12 protein-coding genes are annotated in these 13778 nt (G+C 64.9%); 5 read left to right on the forward strand and 7 right to left on the reverse strand.

Annotation, left to right across the window (positions count from 1 at the left end; translation table 11 throughout):
• Nucleotides 1-43: 43 nt before the first annotated feature.
• On the reverse strand, nt 44-1765 hold the full coding sequence (locus AAG813_RS05590) for a DEAD/DEAH box helicase (protein ID WP_341912692.1): 1722 nt from the start codon (nt 1763-1765) through the stop codon (nt 44-46).
• Between the two features lie 337 nt (nt 1766-2102).
• On the opposite strand from AAG813_RS05590, the gene ettA reads away from it, so the two are divergent.
• From ettA to AAG813_RS05605, 3 genes are all read left to right on the forward strand, one after another.
• Nucleotides 2103-3764 carry an energy-dependent translational throttle protein EttA gene (gene ettA, locus AAG813_RS05595; RefSeq protein ID WP_341912695.1) on the forward strand — a complete coding sequence of 554 codons (1662 nt, stop codon included), beginning with the start codon at nt 2103-2105 and terminating at the stop codon, nt 3762-3764.
• Between the two features lie 129 nt (nt 3765-3893).
• Complete coding sequence (locus AAG813_RS05600) at nt 3894-4436, forward strand: DUF1415 domain-containing protein (RefSeq protein WP_341912697.1); 543 nt, start codon at nt 3894-3896, stop codon at nt 4434-4436.
• A gap of 138 nt (nt 4437-4574) precedes the next feature.
• Nucleotides 4575-4787 (forward strand): DUF2892 domain-containing protein, encoded by a 213-nt coding sequence (locus AAG813_RS05605; RefSeq protein WP_341912699.1) that lies wholly within the window; start codon nt 4575-4577, stop codon nt 4785-4787.
• A gap of 13 nt (nt 4788-4800) precedes the next feature.
• Here AAG813_RS05605 and AAG813_RS05610 read toward each other — a convergent pair whose 3' ends face one another.
• The 3 genes from AAG813_RS05610 to AAG813_RS05620 form a co-directional block, all read right to left on the reverse strand.
• Nucleotides 4801-6144 carry a TAXI family TRAP transporter solute-binding subunit gene (locus AAG813_RS05610; RefSeq protein WP_341912701.1) on the reverse strand — a complete coding sequence of 448 codons (1344 nt, stop codon included), beginning with the start codon at nt 6142-6144 and terminating at the stop codon, nt 4801-4803.
• Nucleotides 6145-6254: 110 nt separating this feature from the next.
• Nucleotides 6255-7262, reverse strand: a complete 1008-nt coding sequence (locus AAG813_RS05615) for a sodium:calcium antiporter (protein ID WP_341912703.1) — start codon at nt 7260-7262, stop codon at nt 6255-6257.
• Nucleotides 7259-9964 carry an HAD-IC family P-type ATPase gene (locus tag AAG813_RS05620; protein WP_341912705.1) on the reverse strand — a complete coding sequence of 902 codons (2706 nt, stop codon included), beginning with the start codon at nt 9962-9964 and terminating at the stop codon, nt 7259-7261. Before AAG813_RS05620 ends, AAG813_RS05615 begins: the two co-directional genes overlap by 4 nt.
• Nucleotides 9965-10254: 290 nt before the next feature.
• On the opposite strand from AAG813_RS05620, the gene AAG813_RS05625 reads away from it, so the two are divergent.
• Together AAG813_RS05625 and AAG813_RS05630 are read left to right on the forward strand one after the other, a co-directional pair.
• The gene (locus AAG813_RS05625) at nt 10255-10701 is read left to right on the forward strand and encodes a hypothetical protein (protein ID WP_341912707.1); all 447 of its coding nucleotides are present in this window, start codon (nt 10255-10257) and stop codon (nt 10699-10701) included.
• Between the two features lie 515 nt (nt 10702-11216).
• A complete protein-coding gene (locus AAG813_RS05630; protein ID WP_341912709.1) occupies nt 11217-12257 on the forward strand; it encodes a cytochrome D1 domain-containing protein in 1041 nt (346 codons plus the stop codon).
• 65 nt (nt 12258-12322) lie between these two features.
• Here the strand turns inward: AAG813_RS05630 and AAG813_RS05635 are convergent, their stop codons facing one another.
• From AAG813_RS05635 to AAG813_RS05645, 3 genes are all read right to left on the reverse strand, one after another.
• Complete coding sequence (locus AAG813_RS05635; RefSeq protein ID WP_341912711.1) at nt 12323-12721, reverse strand: hypothetical protein; 399 nt, start codon at nt 12719-12721, stop codon at nt 12323-12325.
• The gene (locus AAG813_RS05640) at nt 12721-13026 is read right to left on the reverse strand and encodes a heavy metal-associated domain-containing protein (protein WP_341912713.1); all 306 of its coding nucleotides are present in this window, start codon (nt 13024-13026) and stop codon (nt 12721-12723) included. The genes AAG813_RS05635 and AAG813_RS05640 overlap by 1 nt, the downstream gene beginning before the upstream one ends.
• 86 nt (nt 13027-13112) lie before the next feature.
• Entirely contained in the window at nt 13113-13772 is a 660-nt protein-coding gene (locus AAG813_RS05645; protein ID WP_341912716.1) for a hypothetical protein, read from the reverse strand.
• Between the last annotated feature and the right edge of the window lie 6 nt (nt 13773-13778).

Below are 13778 nucleotides of genomic sequence, written 5' to 3' on the forward strand. Positions count from 1 at the left end.
ACCAGGCTTTCGGCGGCCCACGCAGTGGACCGCCGAATAACTTTTATCGGCCAGTAAACGAGCCAGAATTTCCCGACCGACCAGACCCGTTGCTCCGGCCACCAGAGCCACCCGAGCGGCCGCCGCCACCACCGCCACCGCCACCGCCGGCTGGCCGTCCGCCACCGCGGTAGTTGCCGCGGTTGCCGCCCGTGGGCTGGCCGGAGGAGGGGAAGCCGGAAGAGACATGGCTGCTCGGTTGGGCATCGCCGCGTTCCTGGGGTTCACGCTGACGTGGGGGTTGGTCATTGAAATTCCTCGCTTGCTGCTGCTGCTGTGGCTGGCCGCCTTGCGAAGAATAACCCGAGTTCTGGCGTGGCTGGCCACCCTGGGGCTGGCTGCGGCCACCGCCGCCGCCACTGCGGCCTCGTCCGCCACCACCACCGCCATTGCCACCACCGTTGCCGCCGCCGCCATTGCCGGCGCCTCGGCCCGCCTGGGGCTTGTTCTCGCGGATGCGCGTCATCATTTCGGATCTAGCTGCCTTGGCGGCGGCCTGCATCACGTCACGGCTAGGCGGTTTGCCCAGGCCGCCCCAGATGGTCTGGCGGCCCATGGCCAGCGGCTCGGCCTTTTCGCCGGGCTCGGCTTCAAAGCCGGGCACGATGACTTTTTCGATGTTCTGCTTGGTGAAACGCTCGATGTCCTGCATGAAGCCTTCCTCGTCCAGGCAGACCAGGCTCACGGCTTCGCCGCTGTTGCCGGCGCGGCCGGTGCGGCCGATACGGTGCACGTAATCTTCGCTGACATTGGGGATTTCATAGTTCACGACGTGTGGCAGCTCGTCGATGTCGATGCCGCGGGCGGCAATGTCGGTGGCCACCAGCGCGCGGATGCTGCCGCTCTTGAAGTCCTGCAGCGCCTGGGTGCGGGCGGTCTGGCTCTTGTTGCCGTGCAGCGCCATCGCCGGGATGCCGTTTTTCGTCAGGTGTTCGGCCACGTTGTTGGCGCCGAACTTGGTGCGCGTGAACACCAGCACCTGGCTCCAGTTGTGCTCGTTGATGATGTGCGTGAGCAGCGCTTTTTTCTTGCCGCGACCGACCGGGTGGATGGTCTGCGTGATGCGCTGCACCGTGGTGTTGCGCGGGGTCACCTGGATGTGCAGCGGGTCGCGCAGCAGGCCGTTGGCCAGGTCGCGGATCTCGTCGCTGAAGGTGGCGGAAAACAGCAGCGTCTGCTTCTGCTTGGGCACCAGGGCCAGCACCTTCTTGATGTCGTGGATGAAGCCCATGTCCAGCATGCGATCGGCTTCGTCGAGCACCAGGATCTGCACCTGGCTCAGGTCCAGCGTGCCCTGGCTGGCGTGGTCCAGCAGGCGGCCGGGGGTGGCCACCAGGATGTCCACGCCGCGGCGCAGTTTTTCAATCTGCGCGCCCATGCCGACACCGCCGAACATCACCATGGAGGAGAGTTCGAGGTATTTGCCGTAGAGGCGAACGCTTTCTTCGACCTGCGCGGCGAGTTCGCGCGTCGGGGTCATGATCAGGGCGCGCACGGCATTGACGCCGCGCTTGTTTTTCAGGGACGGCTCGGACGACAGGCGCTGCAGCATGGGCAGCACGAAGGCCGCGGTTTTGCCGGTGCCGGTCTGGGCGCCGCCGAGCAGGTCGCCGCCTGCCAGCACGGCAGGGATGGCCTGGGCCTGGATCGGGGTAGGAACGGTATAGCCCTGCTCAAGCACGGCTTTAAGAATGGCCGGGGCCAAGTTCAGATTTTCAAAAGTCATTGATGGTGCACGCGAAGGTGCCAAAGATCGGCCAGTCGGGGGCTGTTGAAGCCTCCGCCAGTGAAAGGCAGACGGGTAAAAAAGTCAGGCTGGGCACCCAAACTGTCACCGAAGGTGTGCCTAATTGCTGCAGGCAACTGGAGCCAGCAACCCGTGTATTGTCGCATGGAACGATAATCGGGGGGTTCACGCCAGAAACGCGCCTTGATTCAGGGTGCATGCCCCCCAGCTAAGGTGTGTGGTTTTTGTTTGCAGCATCACCGCCGGCCAGCCTGCCTTGCAGGCCGGTCCGGTCAGGTTCCCTGCGTTGTTTTCCCCTTAAGAGAAGTTAATCCCGATGGCCCAGTACGTATTTACCATGAACAAGGTCGGCAAGATCGTGCCGCCCAAGCGTCAGATTCTCAAAGACGTTTCCCTCAGCTTTTTCCCGGGCGCCAAGATCGGCGTGCTCGGCACCAACGGTTCCGGCAAGTCCACGCTGCTCAAGATCATGGCCGGCCTGGACCACGAGATCGAAGGCGAAGCCACGCCGATGCCGGGCCTGAACATCGGCTACCTGCCGCAGGAGCCCAAGCTGGACCCCGAACACACCGTGCGCGAGAGCGTGGAAGCCGGCATGGGCGCGGTGTTTGCCGCCAAGGCCCAACTCGAAGCCGTCTACACCGCTTACGGCGAGCCCGATGCCGACTTTGACGCGCTGGCCGCCGAGCAGGCACGCCTGGAAGCCATCATCGCCACCTCCGGCAGCGACTCCGAGCACCAGCTCGAGATCGCCGCCGACGCCCTGCGCCTGCCGCCCTGGGATGCCAAGGTCGGCGTACTGTCAGGTGGCGAGAAACGCCGCGTGGCCCTGTGTAGCCTGCTGCTGTCCAAGCCCGACATGCTGCTGCTCGACGAGCCGACCAACCACCTGGACGCCGAATCGGTGGACTGGCTCGAGCAGTTCCTGCAGCGTTACCCCGGCACCGTGGTGGCCATCACCCATGACCGCTACTTCCTGGACAACGCCGCCGAGTGGATTCTGGAGCTGGACCGCGGTCGCGGCATCCCCTGGAAAGGCAACTACAGCACCTGGCTGGAGCAAAAGGGCGAACGCCTGGCGCAGGAGCAAAAGGGCGAGGAAGCCCGCGCCAAGGCCCTGAAGAAGGAGCTCGAATGGTCACGCCAGAACCCGAAAGCGCGCCAGGCCAAGAGCAAATCGCGTCTGGCCCGCTTTGAAGAGCTGTCCGACTTTGAATACCAGCAGCGCAACGAGACCCAGGAGATTTTCATTCCGGTGGCCGAGCGCCTGGGCAATGAGGTCATCGAATTCAAGAACGTCAGCAAGTCCTTCGGCGACCGCCTGCTGATCGACAACCTGAGCTTCAAGATCCCGGCCGGCGCCATTGTCGGCATCATCGGCCCGAACGGCGCCGGCAAGTCCACGCTGTTCAAGCTGATTGCCGGCAAGGAGCAGCCCGACAGCGGCGAGGTGTTGATCGGCAAGACCGCGCGCATGGCTTTTGTCGACCAGCACCGCGATGACCTGGCCAACGAAAAAACCGTCTGGGAAGACATCTCCGGCGGCCTCGACATGCTGACCGTCGGCAAGTTCACCATGCCCAGCCGCGCGTATGCCGGCCGCTTCAACTTCAACGGCGCCGACCAGCAAAAACGCGTGGGCATGCTTTCGGGCGGCGAGCGCGGGCGCCTGCACCTGGCCAAGACGCTGATTGCCGGCGGCAACGTGCTGATGCTCGATGAACCGTCGAACGACCTGGACGTGGAAACGCTGCGTTCACTCGAGGACGCGCTGCTCGAATTCGCCGGCTCCATCATGGTGATCAGCCATGACCGCTGGTTCCTGGACCGCATCGCCACCCACATCCTGGCGGCCGAAGGCGACAGCCAGTGGACCTTCTTCGATGGCAACTACCAGGAATACGAAGCCGACAAGAAAAAGCGCTTGGGCGAAGAGGGTGCCAAGCCCAAACGCATGCGGTTCAAGGCATTGCATTGAGCCCCCACGGTCGCTCACTGCGTGTAGCTCCTTGCCCCCCGAGGGGGCCGCTGCGCCTGCGGTCTGGCAAAGCCAGTCCCGCGGCCCCTGCTTGGCTTGAGCGCTGGTGCGCGGAGGCTGCTGCTCCACATGACTGATGAAGCTGTCCTCGCGGCCACCAAGCACTGGCTCGAAAAAGCCGTAATCGGACTGAACCTGTGCCCGTTTGCCAAGGCGGTGTATGTCAAGAACCAGGTACGCCTGGTGGTCAGCCATGCGCGTCATGCGGATGATCTGCTTGAAGAGCTCGACAGGGAGCTCGACCTGCTGGTGGCTACACCGGCGGAGGAGATCGACACCACGCTGCTGATCCATCCCACGCTGTTTGATGACTTCCTGGACTTCAATGATTTCCTGGAAATTGCCGAAGGGGTGGTGGACGAGCATGGCCTCGAGGGCGTGGTGCAGCTCGCCAGTTTTCACCCGAAGTTCCAGTTCGAAGGCACCGAGCCCGACGACATCGGCAACTTCACCAACCGCGCGCCGTTTCCCATCCTGCACCTGCTGCGCGAAGACAGCGTGGAACGCGCGGTCGAGGCCTTCCCTGAGGCCGATGCCATTTTCGACGTCAACATCCAGACGCTGGAAAAGCTCGGCCACGCCGGCTGGCAGGCGCTCCTCGACAAACCCTGACGAAGCAGGCGGCGCTCCGCGGCTGGCCGGGGCAGTGATTGCGGGGTGAAGTCCGTGCGCGCCGGAATTGATTTGCATCAATGCACGGCGGGCGCAGGTACTTATGCTGGCCGTCTGTTGTCTGCTTTGGAGCGAGCCATGAAAACCAATGTGGGAACCATCGACAAGGTGCTGCGCATCGTGGTCGGGCTGGTCGTACTGTCGCTGTTTTTTGTTCTCGAAGGCCAGGCGCGCTGGTGGGCGCTGGTGGGTCTGGTGCCGCTGCTCACCGGGGTGTTCGGTGTCTGCCCGCTTTATTCGCTGCTGGGGCTCAGCACCTGCCCGATGGACCGCAAGCCCGCGGGCCGTTGAGCGCCTGACAGCGCTACAGCTTCTGCAGCTTCAGGCGCACCAGCTGGATGTTGTTGCGCAGCGCATAAAGCTCGTCGGCGTAGGACAGCGGCACGCTGATCTTTTCAGCACGGCTTTCGAGCTGGTTCAGCTCCTCGAGCAGTTCCTCGGTGCCTCCGTTTTCTTCCGCCCGCATTTCAATATGGCGCAGCTGGCCGTACCAGCGGAAGATGCGCGAGCGCACGCGAAACTCGTACAGCGGCGGCACGATGCGTGACAGCGGCAGCAGCACCGCAATGATGATGCCCATCACCAGCCACATGCGCTCGACCAGGTTGGCCACCCAGAACGGCAGGTAGCGCTGCAGCAGCGGCGCGCCGGCCTGGATGCTGCGCTCGGCTTCCTTGGCCACCGGCCGTTCGTTGTTCTTGACATTGGGGTACTCGCGGGCGCGCTTGAACCAGCCGGCACTGCCGTGGATCTCGTTGCCGGCCAGCGCAAACAGCTGCAGCAGCGCCGGATGGGTGCTGGTGCGTGTGAGCAGGGTGGTGGTGGGCGCGACCAGGCGCACGTCCTGCGGCGGAATGTTGCCGGCCAGGTCCACCACGCCGCGCGGCAGCACGGCCGGGCTCAGGAAGGCAAAGCGCCGGGAGTAGGCTTCGCTCTGCGCAAAGTCCATCAGCTTGACGCCCGGCGTCTGCAGCAGCATCTGCACCATCAGCGACTCGGGCGCCGAGGCAAACACAATCGCGTCCAGCTCGCCCTGCAAAAAGGCGACGGTGGCCGGGGTCTGTTCGAGCTGGGAAATCTTCAGTGCGCCGGGCTCGATGCGGTTGCTCTCGAGCAGCTTGTTCATCAGGTTGGGCACACCGCTGCCGGGCGTGCCGACGTTGACGCGCAGGCCCTGCAATTGCGTCAGCGAGGCCAGCACCGCGCCCTGGTTGCTGGTGCCGGGCGTTGCTACCGCGACTTTTTGGGCGGCCTCTTCGCGATAGAACAGCCAGACCGGCTCCAGAAACAGGCTGCCCAGCGATTCGAGTTCCTCGTCGGTGTCCACATCGGCGGCGCTGGTTCCTCCCTGAACAAAACCGAGATCGGCCTTGCCTTCGCGCAGCAACTGCAGGTTGGCCGCCGAACCTTCGGAGGGCAGCAGCTCCACGGTGATGCCGTCCTTGGCCAGGATGCGCGCGTAACGTTTGCCGAATTCCTCGTACGCACTTTGCGCGGGGCCGGTGGCCAGCGTGACGCGTTTGGGCGGGTTGGGGTCCAGCCACCAGTAGGCCAGCACCAGCAGCGTGGCGGCCAGCACCACGAAGGGTCCGGCGGAGACGGCCAGATCGCGCAGCGACAGCAGGGTGTAGCGTATGGTTTTGGGCATGCCGGCACCTTAACATGGACCGCTCAGACCACGGCGGGCATGTTTTTCTCAGTATAAAACAGGCTGCAGCCCAATTTCCATATGCACCGATTGCTACATTATTGATAGCATCAGGAGCCGCCGTGCAGGAACACCAGCACCGCATTGAGCAGGTAGGTGGCCAGCAGGCCCACGCTGACCCAGCTTGCAAAACGCAATACGCGCCCCTGGGGCCGCATCACCAGCCCGATCATCACCAGCCCGCTCATGACCACGGCGGCGACCGCCGTGCCCGCATGCACGGGTGCGGCGTCGGCAAGCAGCGGGCCGCGGGTGTAAAAAATGTCGTCGATCGCCAGAATGGTCACGTTGAACAGGTTGCTGCCGAGCAGGTTGCCAATGGCCATGTCGAGCGCACGCAGACGCAGGGCCGACAGCGTGACCGCGATTTCAGGCAGCGTGGTCACCAGCGCCATGAACAGCGTGCCGACAAAACTGCGGCTCCAGCCCATGGCCTGGGCCAGCTGGTCGGCGATGGAGGGCAGCCAGCTGCCGGCCGCCAGCACCACCAGTGCTGCGAGCCCGAAGCGGATCCACTGCCGCCTCAGTGGCGGCGCCGGGCCGGAGGTCGCATCGGGGGCGGGTTTGGACCGCAGCGACTGCTCGTGTGCGAAGACGCTGCGCAGCGCCAGCAGGTACAACGCCAGCAGCACCGGGCTGTACAGCCCCAGATGCAGCATGGCCGGTGTGGCGGCAGGCAGCAGCAGGCTCATGGCGACAAAGCCCAGCATCACCACGCCAAAGGCGGCGGACAGCAGGTGCGCCGCGCTGGCGTGGCGGTAGATCGGCTGGCGCGGCTGCAAGGCATCGATCACCACCAGGAACACGAGGTTGAACACGCAGGCGCCGAGCGCATTGCCCACGGCCAGGTTGGGTGCACCGATGACCGTGACGGCGCTGATGCCCGAGGCCAGCTCGGGCAGCGAGGTCACCGTGGCCAGCAGCGCCAGGCCCATCCAGCCGCCCGTGAGCCCGGTGGCTTTGGCGATCTGGTCGGCACTCCGGCACAACACATAACCCGCGCCGGCGATCAGCACCGCGCACAGCAGGAACTGGAGGGCGAGCACGAGCAGGTTCATGCTTGTGCTGTCCGCCTCTGACCAAGGCGCGCGATCAGCTTGCGCAGTTCTTCGGCCCACAACACGCTGCTGGCCAGCAGCAACAGGGGCAGCAGGGAGGCGGGTGCCAGCGGCACGGTGTAAAACAGCGTGTTCATGAACGGGGCATACAGCACCAGCAGCTGCAGCGCAACACTCAGGGCCAGGCCGCCGAGCAGCCAGGGGTTTTTCAGCAGCCCCAGCCGGAATGCCGAGCGGGTGGCCGACTGGCAGTTGAGCACATTGAACCACTGGCACATCGCCAGCACGGTGAAGGTTTCGGTGCGCACCAGGTCAATCGGCAAACCCTGTCCGAGCCGCCAGACGAACCAGCCGAAGGTGACCAGCACGGCGGTGGCCGACATCAGCAGCACGCGGCCCAGCATGGTGCGATCCACCAGACTGTCGTTGCGCGGCACCGGCGTGCGTTTCATCTCGTCGCCGTCGGGCGGGTCCATCACCAGGTTCACCGTCAGGGTGCCCTCGGTGACGATGTTGATCCACAGGATCTGCACCGCCGCCAGCGGCAGCGGGTAGCCGGCCAGCAAGGCCAGCAGCAGCACCACGACCTCGTCGATGGAGGTGGCAAACAGGTAGAGGATGACTTTTTTCAGGTTGCCGTACACCACGCGCCCCTGCTCGACCGCACCGACGATGGTGGCGAAGTTGTCGTCGGTGATGATGATCTTGGCCGCGCTTTTGGCCACCTCGGTGCCGGTGATGCCCATCGCCACTCCGACATCGGCGCGCGCCAGCGCCGGTGCGTCGTTGACGCCGTCGCCGGTCATCGCCACCACCTCGCCTTGCGCCTGCAGGGCTTCGACGATGCGCAGCTTCTGCGCCGGATGCACACGTGCAAACACCGAGATGTGGGCCAGCCCGTCGCGCAGGTCTGCCTCGTTCATGCGTTCGAGTTCGGTGCCGTCCACCGCACGGTCGCCGTCACGCGCAATGCCGAGTTCGCGGGCAATCGCCAGGCCGGTGAGCTTGTGGTCGCCGGTCACCATGACGGGCCGGATGCCGGCTGCGCGGCATTCGGCGACAGCGGCCTTGACCTCCTCGCGCGGCGGGTCGATCTGGCCGGCCAGGCCGAGCAGGTGGGCGCGCCCGGCCAGCGCGTCGAAACCGGCCTCGGGGTCCAGCACATCGTCTTCCACCACGGCAAAGGCCAGCACCCGCAGCGCACGTGCCGCCATGGCGTCGGCGGCCGCGCGTGCCGCATGAATCACGGCCGTCCCGTCGGCCGCGCACAGGTGCAGCAGCACCTCGGGCGCGCCCTTGATGAAGACGCGGCGCGGTGCACCGGCAAAACGATGGCGCGTGGCCATCATGCGTGTGTCGGCGTCGAAGGCCAGTTCGGCTTCACGCGGCGCTTCGCGGGCAAGTTGTTCCAGATCCATGCCCGCCTTGGCGGCCAGCACCTTCAGCGCGCCTTCGGTCGGGTCGCCCAGCACCGACCACTGCGTGCGTGCTTCCTCGGGCGGCAGCAGCTGCGCGTCGTTGCACAGCGCGGCAGCCTGCAGCAGCGGCAGCAGGGCCGCATCACCGGAACTCAGTTGGCCCTCGGGGGCGTAACCCGTGCCGCTGACGGACACCTCCAGCCCGCCGGGCAGCCACAAGGCGCTGACCGTCATTTCGTTGCGTGTCAGGGTGCCGGTCTTGTCGGTGCAGATCACGGTCGTCGAACCCAGGGTCTCGACGGCCGACAGGCGGCGGATGATGGCACCGCGCCCCGCCATGCGCTGCATGCCGACGGCCAGCGCGATGGTCATGGCCACCGGCAGGCCTTCGGGCACCATGGACACCATCTGGCTGATGGCCACCATCAACACATCGGCCAGCGGCAGATCCCGGAACATGCCGAGCGCGACCACCGCGACAAAAAGCACCAGCGCGGCGACGACCAGCGCGCGGCCAAACTGCGCGATGCGCTGCTCCAGCGGCGTCTGGGGGTCGGCGGCCGCTTCGGTCAGCCCGGCGATGCGGCCGACTTCGGTCTGGCTGCCAATGGCCACGACCACCGCCCGTGCGCGGCCGGCAGTGGCGTAGGTGCCGGAGAACAGCATGTTGCGGCGGTCCGCCAGCCCGGTGGACTCGGCCAGGGGTGCCACCGCCTTGCTGACCGGGACCGACTCGCCGGTCAGCGCGGCTTCGGCAACCTGCAGCTGCGCTTCCTCGATCAGGCGGGCATCGGCACCAATCGCGTCGCCGGCCGCGAGCAGCAGCAGATCGCCCGGCACCAGTTCCCGCGCCTCGATCATGGCCTCCTGCCCATCGCGCAACACGCGCACCCGCAGCGCGGCGAGCCGGCGCAGCGAGGCCATCGATCGTTCGGCGCGGCCTTCCTGGAAGGTGCCGACCACGGCATTGACCAGCACCACGGCCAGGATGACCACTGCGTCGCCGTAATGCGCCATGGCAATCGCCAGGACCGCGGCGGCAAACAGGATGTAGATCAGCGGGCTCTTGAACTGGCGCGCGAACACGGCCAGCATCGAGCGGCGCGGCGGTTCTGGCAGGGCGTTGGCGCCTTCGCGCGCGCGGCGGGTGTCCACTTCGGTTGCGCTGAGCCCCAGGTCGGGATCGCAGGCCAGTTGGGCCAGGACCTCGCCGGTCGGCAAGGCATGCCACGGGGGAGGAGCGGGCGCAGGCCCGCTGTGTGAGGAGAGGGTCTTGGCGGTCATGGGCAGGGCAGGTTGATCTTGGCAGGGTAGCGCAAAAATCGGCCACCCCGGCCCGCAAGCCGCGACCTCAGCGAACGGGAGGGCCTGCCGCTTGCGTTACATCAAGCCCGGTGCCATCGCGGTGATCATGCCGCCATCAGAGGCTGGTGCTGCACCGCGGGGTCCATGACTGTCTGCAGGGATGGCCGGCGTGATGTACCCAAGGGCACCATCCCCTTTGATGCATATCAATTCGCCGTCGCGTGGCGCCGTTAGCATGGACTTTCGAAACCTGCACGTCCAGCACGTCCATGAAACTTGCTTTCAGCACCCGCAACAAACGCCACACCGCATTCCTGGTGTTGCTGGGGTGGCTGTTTGCCCTGGCTTCAGGGGTCGCCAATTCCTGCTTGCTGGAAGCGCGTGCAACGCACGCTCACGCAGCACCCGTCGAATGGTCCGAAACAGCACTGGCTTCGCTTGTCTCTCCAGGTCATGCGGGCGTTGTGGCTGGCCACGGCGGCGACGACTCGCACGCCGCCAAGGCCCCGTGCCTGAAGGCCTGCGAAGACGGCGCGTATTCCCTGTCCAGGCAGCATCTGAAGGCGACCCAGGCCGATCCCGGTCCGGCGCCTCTCATGTCAATTCTCTGGACAGCGGTGACGCCTGCTATCACGAAGCCCCGGCGAATGGACGACGTCCAACCTGCCTTACCTGAGCGACCCATCCGGGTCCGCTACTCGCGGCTGGCACTCTAGCCGCCTTCCGGCAGCTGCTCCGGAACCTCGCGTTTCGGGATCTGCGCCCACATTTACCCAGTCCAACGTCTGAGGGTGGAGCCGGGCATCACGCCAGCGCCGGCGTTTAACCGGGCACGCAGCATTCCCTCTCCTCCTTCAACACATTGGCCATGCGCTGACTGCAGGCTGCATTTCAGTACAGATTAATTCCCGAGGAGATCGACATGGTTGACACACGAGACTACCCATTGAGTCGGCGCAGCCTGTTCGCTGGCGCGATAGCCTGCACCGGCCTTGTGCTGGCGACAGCGCTCCGAGGGGCAATGGCTCAGGCAAGCCCTGAAGCGATCGCTACGCGATCGACGAGCGATGGAGGCGTGACACCGGCGCCCGCTTGCTTGTCTGGATTGTCTACAGCCCTCCGGCCGGCTTAGCAGGGCGCTGGCTGGGGCGACGCCTGGGTCAGGTCTACGCAGATTGGTGCGTGATCCGCGTGGCCCGGGATGCAGTGGATTTTTTAACAAGGAGTAATCATGTCTGGAATCAGGAACTGGCTGGTGATGGCGGCAATGCTGTCAGGGTGGGGTGTCGCGGGTGTCTGTTCAGCGGCAGACAAGGTGTATGTAGCGAACGAGGAGGCCGACACGGTCAGTGTGCTGGACGCTGCGTCTTTCAAGATACTCGCCCACGTGCGTGTCGGCGGAAAGCCGCACAACGTGCAAGTTTCACCGGACGGCACGCGGGTGTGGGTGACCAACAATGGCGAGCCGGCTACTGCGGATGCCTCTGCTCATCAAGGCATGGGCAAGGACGAGCATCAGGCCATGGGAGGCGCTGGTGCCGTCTGGGTGATTGACACCACGACTGATGCGGTGATTGCGAAAGTACCGGTAGGTTTGCATCCAGCGCATGTTGTGCTGACTCCGGATGGCCGCTTCGCCTACGTCACCAACGGCGGCGACAACACGTTGAGCGTGATAGATGCCTCGACACAGCGCCGGGTATCGACGATCGCGGTGGGGAAATTTCCCCACGGCATCCGGTTCAGCCCGAATGGCACGCAGGCCTACGTGGCCAACCTCAAGGGGGGCACGGTGTCCGTGGTGGATACCGCCAGTCAAAAAGAGGTGACACAGATACCGGTGGGCAAAGGGCCTGCCCAGGTGGGTTTCACCCCCGACGGGCGGCTGGCTTTTGTTTCACTGTCTGAAGAAAACGCTGTCGCCGTGATCGATCCGGCGACCCGCAAGGTGTTGCGCAGGATCGCTGTGGGCACGGTCCCCATCCAGTTGTTCGCGACGCCGGATTCTCGCACCCTGCTTGTCGCCAACCAGGGCACGCGCAAACGGCCGGGCAAGACCATCAGCATGATCGATCTGGGGAGTTTCGAGGTGGTCAAGACGGTTGAAACCGGATCCGGCACCCACGGCGTGGCGCTGGACCGGGAAGGACGGTATGCGTACATCACGAACACCTACGCCGGCTCCCTGTCGGTGCTCGACATCAGCAAGCGCAGTGTGGTGGCAACCATCCCCGTTGGCAAAGGGCCCAACGGCGTCAGCGTGCGACCGTGACAAGCCCGGGCCGGATTTCAGGGCTGATGCGTGAGCTGCGAGAAAGCGCCTCGCGGGTGGCAGGGTCAGAACGTGCCTAGCCACGGCTGAATGAAGGCCATCCAGCCGCCCACAAGGTAAATCAACACGCTCACTCCGTAGACCCGTGTTGACGTTTTCCGGGTGCGCAGGCAGGCCTGGCGCAACGCCGGATCGAGCGGGCAGGGCGCCGACCGGTTGCGCCATTGCAGCACGCTACTGAACGCCAGCATCAGCCCCGCCGTTGCAAACGCCGCCTCCTTGTACTCGCTGACCCAGACCAGACCCGGAACGGCGGAAACCAGCGTGGACAAGGCCGCACCCGCCCCCATCGCCACGAGCAAGGCCGGCAAGGCGCAGCAGATCAGCGTGCCGGAACTGGCAAACAACGCGGCCCAGGACGACCAGGCCGAGGCCTTGCCGGCCTCGTCAGGGCGCGGCGCCATCATTTGTTTTTGGCCTTCATCTGTGCCTTGAGTTCGGCTACCGATTGCGGCACGGTTTCCAGCTTGGTAACGTCGTAACCCGCCTCCCTGATTTCATGGCTGATGGCCGCGCCGTCCAGCGTCTGGCCGTCCCTGGCTTGCACCGCCACGATTTTTTTCTTCAGGTCCACAAACACGGCCTGGGTCGCCGGCATGCTGGACAGGCGTTTTTCAATGCCCTGCGCGCAGAAGGCGCACACCATGCCGTTGACGGTGACCTTGATGCTTTCGACTGCAAACGCCGAGGAAAAAAGGCCGGTAGCCAAGACAGTGCCTGCGCAAGTTGCTATGAATTTAAGAGTGAATGATGTCATGATGAAGTCCTTGGGGGAAGCCAGGAAGGTGTGAATGTTCAGAAGATGTACATGAAGTTGAAGCGGCCCTGCTTCATGTTGTTGATGCCGACCTCGACGAAGTAACGGCTGTGGATAAAGCGCAGCATCGGCGTGATCTCGGTTTTCTCCGACAGGCCGCGCATGCGTCGCGCTTCCAGAATCAGCCAGGGCTGGACTTCGTCATAGTCGGTTTCATAAAACGAGAACCCGGTGCGCACCGAAGCCACGTCATGGTTGATGCCCGGTGCGCGGTACAGCCGCAGTGATCCAGACACATAGAAGCGCGTGGTTTCGTAGTCGGCCGAGACGCCGGGGGCCAGCATGGTTTTGCTTCCCGCAAAGTCATTGCCGCTGAGTGGCCCGGCGCCGCCAACAAACCAGAAGTTGGCCTGAGAATGCTCGCCGTTGACACGGTGCACCAGCCGGGTGTAGGTCAGCTCCGCAAACTCGCGGGTCAGGCGCCCGTCGTCCGAGCGCATGGCAACCCCGCCCACACCGAACGCGTCGCGCGCGGTCAGTGCATGGTTGACCCAGGCCTCGCGCCAGTTGGGACTGAAGTCGCCCATGGCCATGGTGCTGTCCCTGAAACCCATGGGGCCAGCGTGCACGGCGGCGGTCACGCCGGCCATCAGGCAGGCCGCCAGGGCTGTGCGCGGCGCAGTCAGGAATTTTTTCATTTGATC

It is taken from the genome of Polaromonas sp. YR568, from assembly GCF_943371715.1.
Classification (GTDB): Bacteria; Pseudomonadota; Gammaproteobacteria; order Burkholderiales; family Burkholderiaceae_C; genus Polaromonas.